A 22,282-nucleotide genomic window follows, 5' to 3' on the forward strand; every position below is an offset into this window, starting at 1 on the left:
GCGACTCGAAGATAGTGGAAGTTCGGGAAAAATAATGGCTTAACTTAAAACTGTAATGAACACAAATAAAGTAAAAAATAAAGGTGGAACCGTGCATTTGCACCCTTTATCATGATTTTTGATAATTATGATGAGTGTGCGAGTGACGGTTTTTTTGAATTTTGGAGGAAAATAATGACAAATAAAAAACTAGCATTTCAAGATATTATCTTGACCCTACAAGGCTTTTGGTCTAAACAGGGAGCAAACTTGATGCAAGCTTACGATAATGAAGTAGGAGCAGGAACAATGAGTCCTTATACTTTCTTGCGTTCAAACGGGCCTGAACCGTGGGGAGCCGCTTATGTGCAACCATCACGTCGTCCTGCTGACGGTCGTTATGGTGAAAACCCAAATCGTTTGTTCCAACACCATCAGTTCCAAGTTGTCTTAAAACCCTCTCCAAAAAATATCCAAGAACTTTATCTTCAAAGTTTAGCTGAACTTGGAATTGATGCTTTAGAACATGACATTCGCTTTGTTGAAGATAACTGGGAAAATCCTTCAATGGGATGTGCTGGTATTGGATGGGAAGTTTGGATTGATGGGCAAGAATGTACTCAATTTACTTATTTCCAACAAGTCGGAGGAATTGAAGTTGATTCCGTAACTTCAGAAATTACTTATGGTTTGGAACGTATTGCGACAGTTATTCAAGAGGTTGATTCTGTTTATGACCTTGAATGGGGAAATGGCGTAGCTTACGGTGATATTTTCAAAGAACCAGAATACGAACATTCTAAATTTGCCTTTGAAGAATCAAACCAAGAGCTTTTACTTAAACTTTTTGGAGAATATGAACAAGAAGCGCTTGATTTATTAGATAAAGGCTTGGTTCACCCAGCTTATGATTATATTTTGAAATCTTCACATACCTTCAATTTACTTGATGCACGTGGAGCAGTTTCTGTAACTGAGCGTGCAGGCTATATGCATCGCGTTCGTACAATGGCACGTAAGGTAGCAAAAACTTTCATTGAAGAACGTGCAAAACTTGGTTTCCCGCTCTTAAAAGATGAAGCGTTGCGTGAAAAATACCTTGGTAAAAAGGGAAAATATACAAAGATTGTTGAAGGAGAAGAAAAATAATGACAAATTACTTACTTGAAATTGGTTTGGAAGAAATTCCAGCACATTTGGTGACTCCTTCAATCAATCAATTAGCCGAAAGAATGGAAACTTTTCTTAAAGAAAATCGCTTAAAATTTGATAAAATTATTAAATTTTCAACTCCACGTCGCTTAGCAATACTTGTTGAAGGTTTGGCAGAAGCGTCAGAAGCGATTGATGAAGAAGTCAAAGGGCCATCTGCTAAAATTGCTAAAGATGCGCAAGGAAATTGGTCAAAAGCGATTCAAGGTTTCTCAAGAGGACAAGGAGCTACACCAGATGATTTAATCCTTAAGGGGGATTATTATTATGCTAAAAAACATATTGACGGAGTAAAAGCAGAAGAAATTCTGTCTAAAGTTGGCGATGAAGTCATCGCAAAAATGACATTCTCAACTTATATGAAATGGGGAAATAATGATTTTCTCTTTGTTCGTCCGATTCAATGGATTGTTTCACTTCTAGAAGATAAAGTTGTTGCTTTTGATTTATTGGACGTAACAGCAAATCGTTTTTCACGAGGCCATCGTTTCTTGGCAAATGTTGAGGTTGAACTCAAAAATGCAAATGATTATGCTAGCAAAATGCCAGAAAACTTTGTTTTAGTTGATGCTGAACAGCGTAAAGCAGAAATTTCAGCTCAAATTTTGACTCTTGCGTCTGAAAATAAATGGCAAGTTACTTTGCATAAAGATTTATTAGAAGAAGTAAATAATATTGTTGAATATCCAACTGCCTTTGTCGGGTCATTTGATCCTAAATATCTTTCTGTTCCAGCAGAAGTTTTAGTGACATCAATGCGTGATAATCAACGTTATTTTGAAGTTTATAACCAAGAAGGTCAACTCGCACCAAACTTTATCTCTGTCCGTAATGGGAACGCTGAAAATATTGAAAACGTCGTGCTCGGAAATGAAAAAGTTTTGGTTGCTCGTCTTGAAGATGCAGAGTTTTTCTGGAAAGAAGACCAAAAACTTAAAATTGAAGATTTGGTCGCTAAACTTGCTAAAGTAACTTTCCATGCAAAAATTGGTTCAATTACTGAACACATGGCGCGAACAAAAGAAATAGCCGCTAAATTAGCTGATATTGCTGGCTTGACTGATGAAGAAAAAAGAGACGTTGCCCGTAGTGCTGAAATTTATAAATTTGACCTTTTGACAGGAATGGTTGGAGAATTTGATGAATTACAAGGGGTAATGGGTGAAAAATATGCGCTTTTAGCTGGTGAAAATGCAAATGTTTCCGCAGCAATTCGTGAACATTATATGCCAACTTCAGCCGAGGGAGAATTGCCTGAAACAAAAGTTGGTGCTGTGCTTGCAGCAGCTGACAAAATTGATTCAGTCCTCTCTTTCTTTAATGTTGGTTTAATTCCTTCTGGTTCAAATGACCCTTATGCCCTACGTCGAGCAGTACAAGGCTTGATTCGTATTATTGAAAAAATGAATTGGCATTTCGATTTATCTTTATTTATTGACCAATTTGAAGGTGAAAATCATCTTGAAATTTTGGATTTTGTCAAAGCGCGTATTCAAAAACTCTTGCTTGAAAAACTCGATCGTCATGATATTGTTGAAGCGGCAATTAATAGTTCAAACTTTGATGTTGCTAACATAATGGAAGTAGCTTTTGTCATTGATGCGCACAAGGATCATCGACCATTTAAACCATCTATGGAAAACATTACGCGTTCAATTAATATTGTGAAAAAAAATAAGAGCACTTCGTCAGTAAACGCAGCCTCTTTTGAATCACAAGCGGAACAAAACTTATATGATGTGGTGGTTTCATTACAGGATGAGTGGATGCAACTGTCAGCTGAAAATAAATTTAGAACACTTGTTCATGATTTATGTCCCGCTATCGAAAACTTCTTTGAAAATGTTATGGTAATGGCAGAAGATGAAGCTGTTCGTGAGAATCGTCTGGCGTTGCTTTCGGAAGTTGTTACCTTAACAAGTTCTATGGCTGACTTTAGTTTGATTAATACAAAATAATTGTGGTAAGTAATAAAATCTTTTAAAAAAACTACTGACAGATCGGTCAGTAAAAAGAAAGGAACTTTAAATATGGCAATGACTAATGAACAAATAGCGCGCATTAATGAACTAGCACGTAAGAAAAAAACAGAGGGTTTGTCAGAAGCAGAGCTTGAAGAACAGACTGTTTTACGACGTGCTTATATTGATAGTGTTAAAGCTAATTTCCGTTCACAAGTTGAAACCATCAAAGTAATTGATGAAAAAACTGGGGAAGATGTTACTCCTGAGAAGATAAAAGAAGCTCAAAGAAAAAATGGAATGCGTGACTAGGATCATCCTTGCAAATTATTTTAAAAATGAGTACAATAAGATTATAAATGGGAATGGTGCACTCCCAAAACCGCTGATTTAAAAATCAACTGATGGCGCCTACAAACAAAAGGCTGTTACTGACAGTCTTGTTTGTAGCGCCTTTTGTTTTGAAAAATTATAAGGTGAGGTTTTTTTAGAGAAGTTCCTCACTTCAGAATATAAGGAGTAGTAATTCATGAATTTTTTTAAACTGGGTATTTCTCGTGTACAAATTCTCTATGTATTTTTGGCGATTGTAATGGGACTTATAATTGGTGGAGTAGACGCACTTTTTGGTCGTGGTCTCATTTATATTACAAGCTTTAGAGACGCTCATGCTCTATATCTCATTCCCTTTTTAGGACTGTCAGGACTTTTGATTGTGTTTATCTACAGAAAGTATGGTAAAGAGAGTCAAAAAGGAATGGGCCTAATCTTTGAAGCGGGAAACCATGGAAGAAAAGAAATTCCAAAGCGCTTGATTCCATTGATTGTATTCTCAACGTGGCTTTCACATTTATTTGGAGCGAGTGTGGGGCGTGAAGGAGTCGCTGTTCAAATAGGGGGTGTGATTGGTCATACCATTGGTAAGAAATTATCAACCGAGGAAGCAGCAAAAATCTTACTTATCACAGGGATGGCAGCGGGTTTCGCAGGTCTTTTTCAGACCCCTATTGCGGCAAGTTTTTTTGCTATCGAAATTTTAATGTTAGGTAAGATAGAGTATCGGGCCTTAATTCCTGCATTGGTTGCTTCATATGTTGCGAGCGAAACTTCACATTACTTAGGACTTGAAAAGTTTTCATTTCATATTTCTAGCTCAATACAAATAGAGCCTGTGACACTTCTCAAACTTTTGTTTGTTGCAATTTGTTTTGGCTTAGTTGGTCGCTTATTTGCTGTTTCATTGGCTTTTATGAAAGCTAAAGTCGCTAAAAAGATTGAAAATCCTTATCAAAGAATCCTCTTACTCGGTATTGTTCTCAGTATCGGACTTTTGTTGATACATTTGGATCGATACGCGGGACTAGGGACCAATTTGATTGCTCAAAGCTTTCACGGAGGTTCTATCAATGGATATGATTGGCTCTTAAAACTTATCTTTACTGTTTTAAGCATCTCCGCTGGATTCCAAGGTGGGGAAGTCACACCGCTTTTTGCTATAGGATCCTCATTAGGTGTTACTTTAGCACTTTGGTTGGGCTTACCAGTAGAACTGATAGCTGCTGCAGGTTACGTCTCTATCTTTTCAGCTGCAACGAACAGTTATTTTGGACCAATTTTTATTGCAGCAGAAGTGTTTGGCTTTGGTTCAGTTCAGTATATCCTTCCCATCATGACCATTGCCTATGTGATTAATGGTAATGCATCCATTTATGCGCAAGAAGTCTTAAATCTTGAAATGTAAGTGAAAAGTTACCTGAGAAAATGTAAAAAAAAAGCATGTTTATCCATGCTTTTTTTTATAGAGGTTGTTTTTTTGAATATACTGAAGCACACTTTGAGGCAATAGATAGGTAGGTTCAAGTTGTCTTGCAAAAGTTTCCCGAATCATGGTGCTCGAGATAGGTAAAAGTGGCGTTTCAAGCCAAGTGACAGGATAAGGGGACTCTGGTAAAAGTGGAGTGCGCCGGATGGCAATAAAGTTTACCAGCTTTATAAGTTCATCAATTTTATACCATTTGGGTAAATATTCAACCATATCACTGCCGATAATAAAATAAAAGTCAGTATCAGGGTGTAGTTGTGTGAGGAGCTTTAAGGTATCATAACTGTAAGATTTTCCCCCCCGTTCAATTTCGATAAGCTCCAAACCGAGTCTTGGATTATCTTTGATAGCAAGCTTTAGCATATTGACACGATGCTCGGCCGCAATTGTGTTCTTTGTGTCTACGTGCGGAGGGATGTTTTCAGGCATAAGGAGGACTTGGTCAAGGCTCATCTGTTGAGCTACTTGGTCAGCCATCATGAGATGGGCATGATGGATAGGATTGAAGTTTCCTCCAAGTAGCCCAATTTTTTTTCGTTTTTTCATGTTTTGATTATATCAAAAATGTCTCTTTTGTAAAAGAAAGAGGAAAATAAGAAACAGTCAATGTAAAGGCAAAGCGCTTATTTTTTTATCTGGTCCTTTAAGACGTTTGTAGTACAAATTTATGCAAAAATTTGATAAAATAAAGATTAGAAACGTCTTAAAATCAGTGAACTTCACAAATGTGAATGACGGAGGAATTATGCCACATCTTTATCCAGACGATAGTCTTACATTACATACCGATTTATATCAAATCAATATGATGCAAACTTATTTTAAACTTGGGCGACACAATCGCCATGCGGTTTTTGAGGTTTTTTTTCGAGAGATGCCCTTTAAAAATGGGTATGCTATTTTTGCTGGACTTGAGCGGATGGTGGAGTATTTAAAAACTCTCTCTTTTTCCGAGACAGATATTGAATACCTGCGGGAATTAGACTATCCTGAAGATTTTCTTAGTTATTTAAAATCATTAAGGTTTACAGGGACAGTGAGGGCGATGCGCGAAGGGCAGTTGGCCTTTGCAAATGAACCGTTAGTTCAAGTAGAGGGCTCACTTGCGGAATGCCAGCTGATTGAAACAGCCCTTTTAAACATCATTAATTTTCAAACATTGATTGCTACGAAAGCAGCTCGGATTAAATCGGTGATTGGTGAAGACCCTCTCTTAGAATTTGGGACACGCCGTGCCCAAGAAATGGATGCAGCCATATGGGGGACTCGTGCGGCGGTCATTGGGGGAGCGGATGCGACCTCTAATGTGAGAGCGGCGAAGATTTTTGGTATTCCGGCGAGTGGGACGCATGCTCACGCTTTAGTACAAAGCTATGGAAATGACTATGAGGCTTTCAAAGCTTATGCATCCACCCATAAAGATTGTGTTTTTCTTGTTGATACCTATGATACTTTGCGAGTAGGTGTGCCTGCTGCGATAAAAGTGGCACGAGAATTTGGTAATAAAATTAATTTTCAAGGTGTGCGTATTGATTCGGGAGATATGGCTTATATTTCTAAAAAAGTTCGTCAGCAGCTGGATGAGGCCGGTTTTCCTGATGCCAAAATTTATGCTTCTAATGACTTAGACGAAAACACTATTTTGAGCTTGAAGATGCAAAAGGCGAAGATTGATGTGTGGGGCGTGGGTACAAAACTTATCACCGCTTATGATCAACCAGCACTTGGGGCAGTTTACAAGTTAGTATCTATTGCAGATGAGAAAGGTCAAATGCAAGACACGATCAAATTATCAAGTAATGCTGAAAAAGTGTCTACACCTGGTAAGAAACAAGTTTGGCGCATCACGAAAAAAGGAGATGGTAAATCAGAGGGAGATTACATTACTTTTAACGAAGAGCGCCCTGATCAAGCAGATGAAATTTATATGTTCCATCCGCTCTATACTTATATCAATAAAAATGTGCGTGATTTTAATGCAAAACCGTTGCTAGAGAATATCTTTGTTAAGGGTGAATTGGTTTATGAGCTTCCCGCCCTCCAAGAAATAAAAGCTTTTGCTCGTGAAAATTTAGATGAATTATGGGACGAATATAAGCGTGATTTAAACCCACAGCCGTATCCCGTTGACTTGTCGCAAGAGCTTTGGAACCACAAGATGCGCTTGATTTCGCAAGTGCGTACAACTGTTTCAATGACGAGATTGGATGATGTATAATGAGAATAAGAAGGATTGATATATGTGATGCCCGACTGTTTTGGGATGTCCAAAAACAGTTGGACACGGAAACAAAATTTATGATGTTAGAGCCGGATGAGCGGCGGTTTGATTTTAGTCGTACGATTGGGCAAATTTCACGTTTTGATTTCCTAATTGGTGCAGAAGATGCTGGAAAACTCGTTGGTTATTTATCGGCGAAACGTGGAAAAGCTCGACGAATCAGAAATACGGCTTACCTTGTGGTTGGGATTTTAGAAGCATACCAGCACCAAGGAATTGGGACTCAGCTCTTTGAGTGGTTAGATGACTGGGCCAAAGATAAAGGCATCAAGCGACTTGAGCTCACGGTAATGGTTAATAATTATGCAGCTATTGCCCTTTATCACAAACAAGGTTTTGTAATTGAAGGGGTACGCCAAGAAGCCATGTACGTAGATGGAAAATACATTGACGAATTTTATATGAGTAAAATTTATCCGTCAGTAAGTCCTGATGAAACGGTCAGTAACTGACCAAGCCATCAGTTGTTGAAAGGAAATAAGATGACATTGCAAGACCAAATTATTCAAGAATTAGGCGTTAAACCGGAAATTGATCCGAAAGCAGAAATTCGCGTATCAGTGGAATTTTTGAAAGCTTATCTCAAAAAATATCCTTTTATAAAAGCATTTGTATTAGGGATTTCTGGCGGGCAAGACTCCAGTTTAGCAGGACGTTTGGCTCAAATGGCAATTGAGGAGATGCGAGCTGAAACAAAAGACGATACTTATCAGTTCATTGCAATCCGACTGCCTCACGGTGTACAAGCTGATGAAGCAGACGCCCAACGCGCTCTTAAATTTATCCAACCCGATGTGAGTTTAACGATTAACATTAAACCTGCAGTAGATGGGCAGGTTGCCGCTCTTAAGGAAGCCGGGATTGAAGTTTCTGACTTTAATAAAGGAAATATCAAAGCCCGTCAACGGATGATTACGCAATACGCCGTTGCAGGGGAGTACCACGGAGCTGTCCTTGGAACGGACCATGCGGCAGAAAACATTACAGGCTTCTTCACTAAATTTGGGGATGGAGGAGCAGATTTATTACCACTTTTTCGTTTGAACAAGCGTCAAGGTAAAGCGTTGCTTGCCGAGCTTGGCGCCGATCCTGCGCTCTATGAAAAAGTACCGACCGCCGATTTGGAAGAAGGCAAGCCAGGGCTAGCAGATGAAGTGGCTTTAGGCGTTACTTACCGTGATATTGATGACTATACAGAAGGGAAACAAATCTCTGCTGAAGCGCAAGAAAAAATTGAAGCTTGGTGGAATAAAACACAACATAAACGTCATTTACCAATTACAGTATTTGACGATTTCTGGAAATAAAAGACAAAAAGTTACTGACCAGCTGGTCAGTAACTTTTTCTTATCCTTTACAAAGGAAATCTAAGAAAATGAAAAGAATTATGTTATAATTATCATAATAGCGTTTTCATAATAGGAGGACTTTATGACTTTTATTCAACTTAAGGCCGAATCAAAAATTTATCAATCGGGACAAGAAAAAATCTATGCGAATGACCAAGTGACTTTTGATATTGAAGAAGGAGAACTAGCAGTTATATTAGGTTCTTCTGGTGCAGGAAAATCTACGGTGCTTAATATCTTAGGAGGGATGGATACGAGTGATGCTGGTGAAGTGTGGATTGATGGGCAAAACATCGCCAGCTTCTCTGCGAAAGAATTAATAACTTATCGGCGATACCAGGTAGGTTTTGTTTTCCAATTTTATAATTTAATCAATAATTTAACAGCAAAAGAGAATGTTGAACTGGCTTCAGAGATCGTTGAAGATGCGTTAGATGCTGAGAACGTATTAAAAGAGGTCGGCTTAGGGCACAGAATCCATAATTTTCCCTCCCAACTTTCGGGAGGTGAGCAGCAGCGTGTAGCAATTGCGAGAGCATTAGCTAAAAATCCCAAACTGTTGCTTTGTGATGAACCAACAGGCGCGCTTGATTATCATACGGGTAAGCAAATCTTAAAACTTTTACAAGAAATGGCACGTGAACAAGGGACCACAGTGATTATTGTGACGCATAATGCAGCCATTGCTCCAATTGCTGATCGAATCATCCAAATGCATGATGGTAAGGTGAAGGCGGTAAAAGAAAATGACCAGCCTGAAAGTATTGAACAGATCGAGTGGTGAGACATGCGTAAAAAGACACTAAATAAAGAAATACGACGCTCTATTACTGGTTCGCTGGGCCGCTTTTTATCGATTTTTTCATTGATGGTTTTAGGCGTTTTTGCTTTCGTTGGGCTCAAAGTCTCTGGGCCGGATATGCGTGCCACCGCCGAACACTTTTACCGACAGCAGCAATTAGCTGATCTGACAGTCACTTCAAGTTTGGGGCTAGATCAAAGTGATCAAAAATTTTTGAAACAAACATCGGGTCTAAAAAAGATAGAGTTCGGCTATTTTCAGGATGTTGTTATTAAAGATACTCACACGAGTTTACGCCTTTTCTCGCAACCTGATACACTCTCAACCTACCAACTCATGTCTGGTAAAATGCCACAAAATTCTGGTGAAATTGCTTTAGATTACCGATTTAAAGCGGACTATCATCTTGGTGAAACCCTTCATTTTGCAGCTGAAGCACAAGATGAGTCCAGGGTTTTGCGCAAAGATAACTTTAAAATAGTTGGCTTTGTTAAATCCAGTGAATATGTTGATAAAAACACGTTTGGACCAACAACAGTTGGTACGGGACAACTTAATGGCTACGCCGTTGTTCCAAAAAAAGCTTTCCAATCAAAGGTGTACATGATGGCACGCCTCAGCTATAAAAATCTCTCTGAACTGTCCATCTATGATGAAAAATACAATCAGCGCCTAGAACAATACCAAAAGCAATTAGAAACTCGCTTAAAGCAACAAGGAAAATCCCGTTTATCCGAGCTTCGGGAAAAATCTCAGATCGAGCTGGATGAAGCAAGGCTAGAGCTTGCTCAACAAGAAACCATTCTTACTCATCAGGAAAACCAACTCACTGAACAAAAATTACAACTTGAGCAAGCACAAGCGAGGGGAATCGTGATGAGTGCTACCCAAACGGCACAGCTCCAAGCGGCACAAAAACAATTGCAAGAGGGAAAAGATACCCTCAAAAAAGGACAAGAAAAGCTCAAAGTTCAACAAGAAAAAATAGATGCTTTGAGTGTGCCAAAGTATACGGTGAACAGCAGAAAAGAGGGTAACCCTGGTTATCAAAGTTTTATAGATGACTCTACGCGGATTGATACCCTCTCAAATATTTTCCCCGTAGTATTGTTTGCTATCGCGCTTTTAGTTAGTTTAACGACAATGACACGTTTTGTAGAAGAAGAGCGGAGTAATTTAGGGTTACTAAAAGCGTTAGGGTATAAAAATGCTGAGATACGTAAAAAATTCTTGATTTATGGTCTGGTATCAAGTGGTGCGGGGGCATTGGTGGGAACGATTTTAGGACACACCTTTTTACCTTTAGCAGTTTTTAACGCCTATACGTCTTCTTCAACTTTTTCTAATCTTCGGTTGAGTTTTTCACTTTTTTGGACGATTGTGGCTTTTCTTATTGCAATAGCTTGTAGTGTGTTACCTGCCTATTGGGTGGTGGCTCAAGAATTAAAAGAGGTTCCTGCTCGTCTATTTTTAGCAAAGGTTCCTAAAGCTGGCTCTCGGATCTTTTTGGAGCATATTACTTTTATTTGGGAACGGATGAGTTTTACTTATAAAGTAACGGCTCGTAATCTTTTTCGCTATAAAAAGCGCATGTTGATGACCATTTTTGGTGTTGCTGGATGCACTGCCTTGTTGGTTATGGGATTTGGTATTAGAGATTCAATCTCTGGCTTATCAACTCGTCAGTTTGATCAAATCTTACACTATGATATGATTGCAATTAAGCAGGATTCAACTAAGAAAGCAGCTCAAAAATCCTTAGATAAGCAATTAAATTCAACAGATATTCAGGAAAATTTACCCATAGCTTTTGAAAATTTAACTAAAAAAACGGGTGCCGCAAATGAAGTCCAAACGTTGAATGTTATTGCTACATCTGATGAGACAGCTTTTTCTCGATTTGTAACTTTACGAGAGCGAAAAAGTCAGGATAAACTTCAACTTCAAAAGCAGGGGAGTGTGATTTCTGAGAAACTCGCAGAAGTCTTGAAAGTTAAAGTAGGAGATACTTTTACCGCTGAAGATGAAGACAAAAAACTGCATAAGATTCGCGTAGCAGGAATTACTGAGATGTACATGGGGCACTACATTTTTATGAATCAAACCCAGTATCAGCAAACTTTTGGGCGTACTTTTCAAAGCAATGCTTACCTTATTACACTTAAAAATCCAAGCGCAAAGCGAATTAAGGATCAGTCAGCGGCTTTCATGAAACTTCCAGCAGTCAAGGCAGTCTCGCAAAATAGTGATTTGAAAACAACCATTAATTCCTTTATGCATGGGATTAATAGTGTGATGTTTGTCTTAATCACTTGTGCCATCTTGCTTGCAATTGTTGTGATCTATAATCTTACAAATATTAATGTGTCAGAGCGGATTAGAGAGCTTTCGACAATAAAAGTCCTTGGTTTTTATAATTCTGAAGTGACTTTGTATATTTACCGGGAAACGATTCTACTGAGTTTCTTAGGAATTGGCGCTGGCTTTGGACTAGGTGCTTTCTTCCACCACTTTATCATCAGTCAATTAGTACCAAATCAAATCATGTTTGCCCCTGAGTTATACTGGACAAATTTGGTAATATCGGCAACCATTACTTTTGCAACGACGCTCGCACTCGCTTTAGTTGTGCACTTTAAACTAAGAAAAGTTGACATGCTCGGAGCGTTAAAATCAGTAGACTAAAAAAACTTACTGACCAACTGGTCAGTAAGTTTTTGTTTTATTTTTCAACTTTTCGTTTGATATCACCGACCTGTTGTCCTTTTTCTTCATCTGCTAGGATTGCTTCAAAAGGGGGAAGTTGTAGATCCGCACCATATTTTTGGTAAAGGGCTGTAGTGACTAAACGGTACGCAAGGCGAGCATTGCGAGAAAGAATCGGCCCATGAAAATAAGTTCCGAAAGTATTTTTGTAAATCAAACCTTCCGTATCGTCATCAGGGTTATTTCCTCCGCCGTAAACAACACGACCGAGTGGTTTTTCGTTTTCAGAGAGGTAAGTAATTCCTGAATGATTTTCAAACCCATAGTAAGTTTCCCCAAACTCATCGTTATGTGTTTCGATATCTCCAATGAAGCGATCCGTCCGTAAGTTTTCAGTGTAGTGACCTAGGATCCCTGTTCCTTTGATCTTCGTACCTGCTGAGTTAACATAGTACTGTCCGAGCATTTGATAGCCTCCGCAGATGGCTAGCATGGGTTTTTGCGCTTCAATATAAGCTTTGAGAGGTGCTGATAGCGCCGTCAGTGATTGATCCGCGATGATTTCTTGCTCATAGTCTTGACCGCCTCCCCAAAAGACGAGGTCGTAATAGTCTTTATCAAACTTATCACCCAGCGAGACAATTTCAAAAGTCATTTCGGTGCCCAATTTTTCACCAACGTACTTAAGCATGAGAATATTGCCATTATCTCCGTAGGTATTCATTAAATCGCCATAAAGATGAGCAATATTTAAAGAATATTGAGGAGCTTCTAAGTTAGATTTTAAAGAAATATAAGTCATAAATTTCCTTTCAATTTTTCGACGAGTGCTTCGAAATACAGCTGAACTTGTCGCTTGTTATAGCCATAGAATTGTGTTTTGAACTCGGCTGATGCAATTGTCTCAAGATTTGGCTGATGCTCTAAAAAAGTATCCACTTGCTCAATACAGTAGCCACGCAGACTCTTTGAAAAATTAGTCTGGGTCAAGTCAATTTCTGCAAGAATTGCACGTCGAGCATCTTGAAATTCAGCCTGGTGGTTCAAGCGATAACGGTAAGAAGCAAATTGTTTCAGGTAAAAGCGAACGTCTTGCTTGTCATAACCAAATGCACTCGTGGAAAAGTTTTGCTCCGTAAGCGCTTTTGGACTTATATGATCGGGAGCATCTGCGAGTTTTCGCATGAATTGGTCCACTTCGACACGATTATAACCTAGGCTTGAGGTGATAAAGTGCTTTTTTTCAGGATGCTCGTAAGCGGTATTTTTTTGAAATTGATCGCCCGTCTTTACCATATCAGTGCATTTCCTTTTTAAGGTAATGATTTTCTGCTAAAAGTTCCCGCATTTGAAGCATGGCTGTATAGGTAGCAAGGATATAAACGTGTTCTTTTGGACTTTCTTTGATTGCGCTTAAGATTTCAGATAAGTTAGCGCGCTCAGAAATCTTTTGTGCGTCAAATCCTGTAACACGCATGCGGCGCGCCATTTCAGAAGAACGTGCTCCACCAGTTATAATCTGATCAATAGCCATTTCATTTAACAACTCAAAATTGGCATCCCAAATCCAGCTTGTATCAATCCCATCTGCGTAGTTTGCATTAAGGAGACTGACTAAAGTGAAAGGATAGGGTGCTAATTTCATCATTTCCAAGGCTTGGTTGGCACCAACTGGATTTTTAATGAGAACAATCGTCACTTTTTTCCCATCAATTTCTAGTGTCTCTTGTCGACCAAAAACGGCCTTGGAAAGTTCGAATCCCGCAGCAATCGTTGCTTTTGGTACGTTAAAATATTCAGCAACAGAAACAGCAGCCAGGGCATTATAAATATTATAGAGCCCTCCCACATTAATCTTATAGTCCGTCCCATCAATGACAAACTTAGAAGAAGTATTCGTAATCTCTGACAGCTCTGTCAGTTGATAATCAAGCTCCGGACGCGTAAAGCCACAATTTTCACAGATATAATTTCCTAAGTTAGCATAGGTATTCATCTGATAAGCTAAGATATGATGACAAACGGGACAAACCACGCCTTCTGTGTTGTAATGCGCATGGGTTGGTTGATGATTTTCATGATTAAAACCATAATATTTGACGGGATTGACCAACGTTTTAGAATGAAAGAGGGGACTGTCTCCATTGAGCAAGACAGTAGCTTCTGGTGCATTTGCAGCGCCTTTTACAATGAAATCATAGGTCGTGTAGATTTCGCCGTAGCGATCCATTTGATCTCGGAAAATATTCGTGAAAACAAATAAAGAAGGCTTGATGTATTCCGTAATTTTAGGTAAGCTGGCCTCATCAATCTCAAGGACCGCAAATTTTTTCTCACCAGCTTTTGCTTTTGGAGCCTTTAAAAAGGTGGAGACAATCCCTGTAATCATGTTGGCACCAGTTGGATTAGTCACGACGGGTCCAAAGGCTTTCTCAAGAATACCCACAGTTAAGGCCGTGGTCAATGTCTTTCCGTTTGTTCCGGTGATGACAATAATTTCATAATTTTGTGTTAAATTTTTTAAAATATCTGGGTCCACTTTCAATGCCACTTTGCCGGGCAGAGTCGAACCACGATGCAGAAAAGTTCGTAAGAACCATCCGCTTGAATTTCCTGCAAATTTTGCGAGAGATGTTTTCATAGTCATGAAACTATTTTACCACAACAGGACTTTTTTAGATACTTTGAATTTTGAAAAAAATACACTTGAAAAAGGCCCACTTTTCCTGCAAATTTTTCAAGCATTAGAGCGGCTATTTTCGACAGCCTGTGATACAATTTTATCTATCAAACAAAAAAGGTACAAGAAACGAAAAGATGGAAACTAGTAAAATATTTCAACATAACACATTTACAACGCTTTCAGGTGGTTTTTATAAGGGCACTATTCGCCTGAAAGAGGCTTTGCAACATGGTTCAGCAGGTATTGGGACACTAGATACCGCCGATGGCGAAGTGACAATTATTGATGGAATTGCTTATCATGGGGATGCTCATAATCAGGTTCGTTTGGTTAATGATGAAGAAACCATGCCCTACGTAGCGATGGTTGACCATCATCCACTTCAAACATTTACTGACCAGTCCGTCAGTAACTCTAAAGATTTTTTAGCTCATTTAATTGAAAAATTTCCTACAAAAAATACAGCTTACAGTCTCGTCATCCATGGAAAATTTAAGACGGTAACGCTCTCTAGTAAGCCTGCCAATAATACCCGTTCTTATCCAGAAATCATGGCGGACCAACCCTATTTCACAAAAGAGGAAGTAGAAGGGACAATGCTAGGCATCTGGTCACCTGAACACCTCAAAGATCTCTTCGGTTCAGGTTTTCACTTGCATTTTGTAAGTGATGATCGTACCTTTAGTGCTCATGTACAACATTTTATTACCAAGGAAGTAACTGTCGAAATAGGACAAATTAGTCAAATCGAGCAGGAATTCCCAACTGATGATGAAACATTTACACATCACCCTTTTTAAATGCTCTGACCAGCCTGTCAGCAGACATTAACTTGGGGGGAAGTCCTCTCTTTTTACCCTGCCGTCTCTTACAAAAGAGACGGTTTTTTAAGGTGAAATATGATATAATTAACTCAACTGACTTTTTAGTTAACTAAATTTCTAGCGCCTGCAGGCGAAAAAAGGAACACTATGAATCTACAAGAAATGAACGCGCGTAAGGAAAAAATTCGTAATTTTTCGATTATCGCCCATATTGACCACGGGAAATCAACACTTGCTGACCGTATCCTCGAGCAAACTGAAACGGTTTCAAAACGAGAAATGCAAGCACAACTTCTTGACTCAATGGACCTTGAACGTGAACGCGGCATTACCATTAAATTAAATGCGATCGAGCTCAATTATAAAGCCAAAGATGGTGAAACTTATATTTTCCATTTGATTGACACGCCAGGTCACGTCGATTTTACTTATGAAGTTTCACGAAGCCTTGCTGCCTGTGAAGGAGCAATATTAGTTGTTGATGCCGCACAAGGAATCGAAGCCCAAACCCTTGCAAATGTTTATCTTGCTTTGGATAATGACCTTGAAATTTTACCCGTCATTAATAAGATTGATCTACCAGCTGCTGACCCAGAAATGGTCCGTCAAGAAATTGAAGATGTGATTGGTTTAGACGCCTCTGAAGCCGTTCTTGCTTCGGCCAAAGCTGGGATTGGGATTGAAGAAATTCTTGAACAAATTGTTGAGAAAGTTCCTGCCCCTCAAGGGGAAGTTGACGCTCCGCTCAAGGCTTTGATTTTTGACTCAGTTTATGATGCCTATCGAGGCGTTATCCTTCAAATTCGGGTCATTGACGGCTCGCTTAAAGTTGGGGACCGTATTCAATTGATGAGTAACGGTAAAGAATTTGATGTCACAGAAGTTGGGATTTTTACACCAAAAGCAGTCGCTCGTGATTTCTTAATGGCTGGAGATGTAGGTTATGTCGCAGCCTCTATTAAAACCGTTGCGGACACACGTGTCGGAGACACCGTGACCCTCGCATCAAATCCAGCAACTGAGGCTTTAGAGGGTTATAAAGAAATGAACCCCATGGTATTTGCGGGGATTTACCCTATCGAATCAAATAAATTCAATGACCTGCGCGAAGCCCTAGAAAAACTTCAATTAAACGATGCTAGTCTTCGTTTTGAACCTGAAACATCACAAGCGCTTGGTTTCGGCTTCCGTTGTGGTTTCCTCGGTCTCTTGCATATGGATGTCATTCAAGAACGTTTAGAACGTGAATTTGGTATTGATTTGATTATGACCGCACCATCCGTTGTTTATCATATCAATACAACGGACGGTGAAACCCTTGAAGTAGCCAACCCATCAGAATTCCCAGATCCTACGCGCATTGAAAACATCGAAGAACCCTTTGTTAAAGCTCAAATCATGGTACCAAATGATTTCGTTGGTCCGGTTATGGAATTAGCTCAACGAAAACGTGGAATTTTCCTAACAATGGATTATTTAGACGCAAATCGTGTCAATATCATTTATCATATTCCATTGAGTGAAATTGTTTTTGATTTCTTTGATAAACTTAAATCATCAACTAAAGGTTATGCCAGCTTTGATTATGAAATTTCTGATTACCGTCCATCAAATCTTGTGAAAATGGACATTCTCTTAAATGCCGAAAAAGTGGATGCCTTAAGTTTCATTGTCCATAAAGATTTTGCTTATGAACGTGGTAAAATTATTGTTGAAAAACTTAAAAAACTCATTCCACGTCAACAATTTGAAGTACCAATCCAGGCAACGATAGGAAATAAAATCGTTGCGCGTTCAGATATTAAAGCTCTTCGTAAAAACGTCTTGGCCAAATGTTATGGTGGCGATATTTCCCGTAAGCGAAAACTCCTTGAAAAACAAAAAGCCGGTAAAAAACGGATGAAAGCCATTGGTTCAGTAGAAGTCCCTCAAGAAGCCTTCTTATCTGTCCTTTCAATGGATGAAGAGTAAAGAAAATTCTCAAAACCGCCAATAGGGTGGTTTTTTGTTACAATGAAAGAAGTAGAAAAGAGGTAGAAAATGAAAATATTTATCGTTGGAAGTACCGGACGTGTAGGTAAAAGTTTGCTCAAATCTCTCTCAACAACGGACCATCAAATCTATGCTGGAGCAAGAAAAGTTGAGCAAGTTCCTCAATATAATAATGTAAAAGCAGTTCATTTCGATCTTGATTGGACACCGGAGGAAATGGCCAAGCAATTACATGGAATGGATGTTATTATTAATGTTTCAGGATCAGGCGGAAAAAGCTTGTTGAAAGTTGACTTATATGGGGCTGTCAAACTCATGCAGGCAGCCGAAAAAGCAGAAGTGAAACGATTTATCTTACTAAGCACGATTTTTGCTTTGCAACCTGAAAAATGGGTTGGTCCCGGTTTTGATAGTTTAAAAGATTACTACATTGCTAAATATTTTGCTGATTTGTACTTGACTAAAGAAACGCGTCTCGCTTATACCATTTTACAACCTGGTACCCTTACTGAAGAGAAAGGGACTGGTCTTATCGCAATCAATGATAATCAATCTGGAAAAAATACAATTGAAGATGTCGCACAAACACTCAAAGCACTGATTCATACAGATCAAGCCATTGGTAAAGTAATTACCATGCATAACGGCTCTCTACCAATCACCCAAGCTCTGGAAGAACTTTAAAATTAAAGGCTATAAAAAATGTACCCTACACGTTGCTGGAGCGGTGCATTTTTATATGCGGTAAAAAATTGACATCACCAACGCTTTCATTTATAATTTGTTGTAATCTTTTTCTAACGAGAGGGGATTAGAAAGGCTTGTCACTGTCCGCAAGTTTTTCAAAAAATTATTTTAAGGAGTAGTATGGACACTAAAAAAATTAGATGGTTTACCGTCGCATTCATTGCCTTTAACATGGTTTGGGGAATGGGGAATGTTGTCAATAACTTTGCCCAACAAGGAATTACTGTTGTTACCTCATGGCTGTTAATTTTGGCTTTGTACTTTATTCCCTATGCACTTATTGTTGGTCAACTGGGTTCAACTTTTAAAGATAGTAAAGGTGGGGTCAGTTCATGGGTTGAAAATACCAGTACGAAACGCTTGGCTTATTATGCCGCATGGACTTATTGGGTAGTTCACATTCCTTATTTGGCTCAAAAACCACAAGCGATTTTGATTGCTTTTGGTTGGGTGGGTCAAGGAAACGGAAATCTGGTTAATCAGATGTCAATGACCGCTGTTGCTCTGGCTTCCTTAGCAATTTTCTTAGCTTTCTTATGGTTGTCAACAAAAGGGTTAAATACGCTGAAAGTGATTGGTGGACTTGCGGGAACAGCAATGTTTGTTATGAGTTTACTTTTCATTGTCATGGCGATTGGAGCACCTTTTATCGCAAAAGATTTTCATATTGCAACGCCGGACATGGGAAATATTAAAACATATCTCCCTAAATTTGACTTTAGTTATTTCACAACGATCTCAATGTTGGTTTTCGCTGTCGGTGGTGCTGAAAAAATTTCTCCTTATGTTAACCAAACGAAAAACCCAGCAAAAGAATTTCCAAGAGGCATGTTTTTACTTGCTGGAATGGTTGGTATCTGTGCCGTCTTAGGTTCGATTGCCATGGGAATGATTTTCTCAAGCGGTAATTTACCAAATGACTTGATGGCTAATGGTGCTTATGCAGCATTCCAAATTTTAGGTCAACACTTTGGTGTCGGAAATTTTTTAATGATTGTCTATGCTTTAACGAACGGTGTAGGACAAATTGCTGCCTTAGCTTTCTCTATTGACGCGCCATTACGCATTTTACTTGCTGATGCCGACCCAGAATTCGTTCCAGCATGGTTACGTAAAAAGACAAATAAAGGAACACTAAAAAACGGTTATACGCTTACCGGAATTTTGGTAAGTATTATCATTCTTTTACCAATTCTTGGAATTGGTGATATGAATGAATTAGTCAAATGGTTGACTAATTTAAATTCAGTTGTGATGCCAATGCGTTATCTTTGGGTCTTCTTTGCCTTTATGATGTTAAATCGGGCAGTGAAACATTTTCAATCTGAATATAAATTTATCAAACAAAAACGTCTTGCCATGATTGCTGGTGCTTGGTGTTTCCTCTTTACACTCATTGCCTGTGTGTTAGGAATGGTTCCAAAATTAGACTATGCCGCTAATCCATCTGCATGGTGGTTCCAACTGGCATCAAATATTTTGACACCAGTTGTGTTGCTCTTATTGGGAATGCTTTTACCCTATATCGCACGACGTGAGCAACGCCAAACCAAGGATTTGGTTATAGATTCAAATTTAAAAGCGGAGTAAAGAAGACGTCCTAATTAAATTAGGGCGTTTTTTATAAAAACGTCTAGATAATTCACAAGCTAGGTGAAAGCAGCGGCTATAATTAGCTAGGATGTGTTTAATATAAAAATTAATAATTAAGTTACTGGAACGATAGTTTCAGTAACTTTTTCTTATTGAAATATCATTTAATGTTTTCATAAAGTTAAAATATTTTCGATGACAGTTCGATTTATTGAACAATTTCTTGTAAAGGATATTTTGGTAGAGTACGAAATGCATATAGAAGAGTCTTTTTTGTGTGATTTAAATTAAAAAAAAGGTATTTGTGTAGACAATTATAATAAAAAAGATATTGATTTAATTTATTTTTCATTATAATATGAGTATCTAAGGAATAATAAAAAGGAAGCCCAATTCTAGATGGGGCAAAGTCCTTTCATTGTCTTTGCCTATAAATAAACCAAGGAGAAAAAATGAAAAAATATCAAATATTACACAAAGCGCTATCTTTGAGAAGAATCATTATGGTTTCTTTCATAATAGCATTTTGTACGCTCTTAAATATATTACCTGTACGCGTATTTGCAGCAAATGGTGGAGCAATCACAACTGCGGATAAAACTTATACTTTCGATTATAAAACACATATTCCATGGGTAGGAGCGACCAATAGCTTGTTTAAAGCTTCCTTTAATATCCCCTCACCAGGTACCAATACAACAGATGGGGACCGTTATCAAGGAACGCTTACATTTACGAAATTGCCTAACAGTGATTATCGACTGATAAAGGTTATTCCTTACATGGAGGCCCCTACTTTTACTATTACAAATTCTGGTAATTCTACAGCTGCAGCTGGTTCTTATAACTGGGATGAAAGTTTACAAGCTTGGGTCCTTCCCAATCCCCTCATAGATAACACTTCTACTAGTGTTGATACAAGTCAAGCGGTCAATGGCAGTGCTGGGGTTAAAATCTATATGACAGGAAAGTCAACGGGGTTCATGCCACTAAGTACGCTTAAAAATGATTCTACATTAACCGAGACTAGGCCTGTGTTTTTATTGGGCGATGTTGCTGAACTTGAACCAAATCTGACGCAAAATGTTCCCTTTACTCTCTATCAAGAAAGAGCATATAATGGAGATCCAAATAAATGGCATGCTTTCAACTTTGATGTCCCAGCTTTAGTACAGTATGAATACGATGGACAGGTAACTGGAACGAATCCCTATGATCAGATGTCCTTAGTCCCAGGAGATGCTGCGCATTTCGAATCAGAGATAAGCTTGGCTTCTCCTCAGAAAATGACAGTGGACATGATCTGGCAGGTAAGTAGAGATAGCGGGGTGACCTATAACGATATAGAAAGTTTGACAAATTCAGGAGGAAATCAAAGTATTTCTAAGCCACTCGACTTTGTTTCTGATATTTCAGATGAAGGAAGCTTCTACCGCTTGAAAATCATACCGGTTAATTCAATAAATAATGACCCAATTTACACTGAGCCCGCTGTTTTAACATTCAGAGCAGAGAGCTTAGAATTTAATATCAATTACGTTCTCAATGGTGGAACAAACCATCCTAATAATCCTTCAACATACAGCTATGGTCACGGAGTAAATTATTTCGAAGCTCCAGAACGTGAAGGTTATACTTTCATGGGGTGGACAGATGAAAATGATAATCCTGTAACCAATATTGGAACAAATGCACAAGGCGATAAAACACTCCATGCGAAGTGGCAGGCTAATTCTTATAACATAATTTATCTTCTAAATGATGGAGTGAATTCTGATAAAAATCCAAAAACTTACACCTATGGACAAGGCGTAAATAGCTTTGAAAAAGCAAGGCGTGAAGGTTATACTTTCATGGGGTGGACAGATGAAAATGGGAAAAAAATAGAAGTCATCTCTACGCAAGACCAAGGTGATAAAACCCTTTATGCCAACTGGAAAAAAGTAGCAGTAGTGCCAGAGGATGTTCAAGAACTTAAAGATGATAAAAAAACTGAAGAAAATAAAGGTACACAAGAAAATATAAAAATTCAAAAAAGCCATGAATCATACAATATCAAGAACGCTCAAAACATCTCTATGCCTATTGAGGATGGCAAAGAAAGTGAAAAGCTTCCCTTGACAGGAGAGAAAACAAAATTTTATTTTTCTATTCTAGGTGTGATTATTCTCCTGTCCCTTTCCTTACTAGGAGTAAAAAGATACTTAACTAATAATAAAGATTAACAAAAGCAAAAGGAGAGGAAAAGACTAGCTAAGGGCTAGTCTTTTTTGGTGTGTTATAGCTACTACGTGTTTATTCTGTGAAAGAATCCGCTTCTTCAATTCTATA

At 38.5% G+C, this 22,282-nt stretch carries 18 protein-coding genes and 1 riboswitch; of the genes, 14 read left to right on the forward strand and 4 right to left on the reverse strand.

All coding sequences use genetic code 11. The features are described 5' to 3' along the window. Positions 1 to 174 precede the first annotated feature (174 nt). The 4 genes from glyQ (at position 175) to JKP71_RS01735 (ending at position 4,893) form a co-directional block, all read left to right on the forward strand. Positions 175 to 1,128, forward strand: coding sequence for a glycine--tRNA ligase subunit alpha (gene glyQ / locus JKP71_RS01720; RefSeq protein WP_075524651.1), 954 nt, complete (start codon positions 175 to 177; stop codon positions 1,126 to 1,128). Further along, positions 1,128 to 3,149 carry a glycine--tRNA ligase subunit beta gene (glyS, locus tag JKP71_RS01725; RefSeq protein WP_200406794.1) on the forward strand — a complete coding sequence of 674 codons (2,022 nt, stop codon included), beginning with the start codon at positions 1,128 to 1,130 and terminating at the stop codon, positions 3,147 to 3,149. Before glyQ ends, glyS begins: the two co-directional genes overlap by 1 nt. 72 nt (positions 3,150 to 3,221) lie before the next feature. Beyond that, on the forward strand, positions 3,222 to 3,464 hold the full coding sequence (locus JKP71_RS01730; RefSeq protein ID WP_075524653.1) for a DUF896 domain-containing protein: 243 nt from the start codon (positions 3,222 to 3,224) through the stop codon (positions 3,462 to 3,464). 40 nt (positions 3,465 to 3,504) lie between these two features. Further along, positions 3,505 to 3,573: riboswitch (Fluoride riboswitch) on the forward strand. A gap of 108 nt (positions 3,574 to 3,681) precedes the next feature. Continuing rightward, positions 3,682 to 4,893 (forward strand): voltage-gated chloride channel family protein, encoded by a 1,212-nt coding sequence (locus JKP71_RS01735; RefSeq protein WP_200406795.1) that lies wholly within the window; start codon positions 3,682 to 3,684, stop codon positions 4,891 to 4,893. Between the two features lie 39 nt (positions 4,894 to 4,932). Here JKP71_RS01735 and JKP71_RS01740 read toward each other — a convergent pair whose 3' ends face one another. Beyond that, complete coding sequence (locus tag JKP71_RS01740) at positions 4,933 to 5,520, reverse strand: nicotinate-nucleotide adenylyltransferase (RefSeq protein ID WP_200406796.1); 588 nt, start codon at positions 5,518 to 5,520, stop codon at positions 4,933 to 4,935. Between the two features lie 199 nt (positions 5,521 to 5,719). Between JKP71_RS01740 and JKP71_RS01745 the strand changes: the two genes are divergently transcribed. From JKP71_RS01745 to JKP71_RS01765, 5 genes are all read left to right on the forward strand, one after another. After that, positions 5,720 to 7,192, forward strand: a complete 1,473-nt coding sequence (locus JKP71_RS01745; RefSeq protein WP_075524656.1) for a nicotinate phosphoribosyltransferase — start codon at positions 5,720 to 5,722, stop codon at positions 7,190 to 7,192. Further along, the gene (locus tag JKP71_RS01750) at positions 7,192 to 7,707 is read left to right on the forward strand and encodes a GNAT family N-acetyltransferase (protein ID WP_075524657.1); all 516 of its coding nucleotides are present in this window, start codon (positions 7,192 to 7,194) and stop codon (positions 7,705 to 7,707) included. The genes JKP71_RS01745 and JKP71_RS01750 overlap by 1 nt, the downstream gene beginning before the upstream one ends. Positions 7,708 to 7,737: 30 nt before the next feature. Further along, a complete protein-coding gene (nadE, locus tag JKP71_RS01755) occupies positions 7,738 to 8,562 on the forward strand; it encodes an NAD(+) synthase (protein WP_200406797.1) in 825 nt (274 codons plus the stop codon). Positions 8,563 to 8,686: 124 nt separating this feature from the next. Further along, complete coding sequence (locus JKP71_RS01760; RefSeq protein ID WP_075524659.1) at positions 8,687 to 9,388, forward strand: ABC transporter ATP-binding protein; 702 nt, start codon at positions 8,687 to 8,689, stop codon at positions 9,386 to 9,388. A gap of 3 nt (positions 9,389 to 9,391) precedes the next feature. Beyond that, positions 9,392 to 12,091 (forward strand): ABC transporter permease, encoded by a 2,700-nt coding sequence (locus tag JKP71_RS01765; RefSeq protein ID WP_200406798.1) that lies wholly within the window; start codon positions 9,392 to 9,394, stop codon positions 12,089 to 12,091. A gap of 37 nt (positions 12,092 to 12,128) precedes the next feature. On the opposite strand, the gene gatD is transcribed toward JKP71_RS01765, so the two are convergent. Genes gatD through murT form a run of 3 tightly spaced genes read right to left on the reverse strand, consistent with a single transcriptional unit; the run spans position 12,129 to position 14,759 of the window. Further along, a complete protein-coding gene (gene gatD, locus JKP71_RS01770; RefSeq protein WP_075524661.1) occupies positions 12,129 to 12,914 on the reverse strand; it encodes a lipid II isoglutaminyl synthase subunit GatD in 786 nt (261 codons plus the stop codon). Further along, on the reverse strand, positions 12,911 to 13,408 hold the full coding sequence (locus tag JKP71_RS01775) for a DivIVA domain-containing protein (RefSeq protein ID WP_075524662.1): 498 nt from the start codon (positions 13,406 to 13,408) through the stop codon (positions 12,911 to 12,913). The genes gatD and JKP71_RS01775 overlap by 4 nt, the downstream gene beginning before the upstream one ends. A 1-nt stretch (position 13,409) precedes the next feature. After that, positions 13,410 to 14,759: a lipid II isoglutaminyl synthase subunit MurT gene (murT, locus tag JKP71_RS01780; protein WP_200406799.1), complete on the reverse strand. Its 1,350-nt coding sequence runs from the start codon at positions 14,757 to 14,759 to the stop codon at positions 13,410 to 13,412. Between the two features lie 170 nt (positions 14,760 to 14,929). Between murT and JKP71_RS01785 the strand changes: the two genes are divergently transcribed. The 5 genes from JKP71_RS01785 to JKP71_RS01805 all read left to right on the forward strand — a co-directional run bounded on the left by JKP71_RS01785 (position 14,930) and on the right by JKP71_RS01805 (position 22,176). Continuing rightward, complete coding sequence (locus JKP71_RS01785; protein ID WP_200406800.1) at positions 14,930 to 15,595, forward strand: acetolactate decarboxylase; 666 nt, start codon at positions 14,930 to 14,932, stop codon at positions 15,593 to 15,595. A gap of 171 nt (positions 15,596 to 15,766) precedes the next feature. Next, positions 15,767 to 17,590, forward strand: coding sequence for a translation elongation factor 4 (gene lepA / locus JKP71_RS01790; RefSeq protein WP_200406801.1), 1,824 nt, complete (start codon positions 15,767 to 15,769; stop codon positions 17,588 to 17,590). A 69-nt stretch (positions 17,591 to 17,659) separates the two neighbouring features. Beyond that, positions 17,660 to 18,295 carry an SDR family oxidoreductase gene (locus JKP71_RS01795; RefSeq protein ID WP_200406802.1) on the forward strand — a complete coding sequence of 212 codons (636 nt, stop codon included), beginning with the start codon at positions 17,660 to 17,662 and terminating at the stop codon, positions 18,293 to 18,295. Positions 18,296 to 18,478: 183 nt separating this feature from the next. Next, positions 18,479 to 19,948 (forward strand): APC family permease, encoded by a 1,470-nt coding sequence (locus tag JKP71_RS01800; RefSeq protein ID WP_200406803.1) that lies wholly within the window; start codon positions 18,479 to 18,481, stop codon positions 19,946 to 19,948. A 455-nt stretch (positions 19,949 to 20,403) separates the two neighbouring features. Beyond that, positions 20,404 to 22,176 carry an InlB B-repeat-containing protein gene (locus JKP71_RS01805; protein ID WP_200406804.1) on the forward strand — a complete coding sequence of 591 codons (1,773 nt, stop codon included), beginning with the start codon at positions 20,404 to 20,406 and terminating at the stop codon, positions 22,174 to 22,176. The last annotated feature ends 106 nt before the right edge of the window (positions 22,177 to 22,282 follow it).

Source organism: Lactococcus taiwanensis (genome assembly GCF_014905395.1).
GTDB lineage: Bacteria > Bacillota > Bacilli > Lactobacillales > Streptococcaceae > Lactococcus > Lactococcus taiwanensis.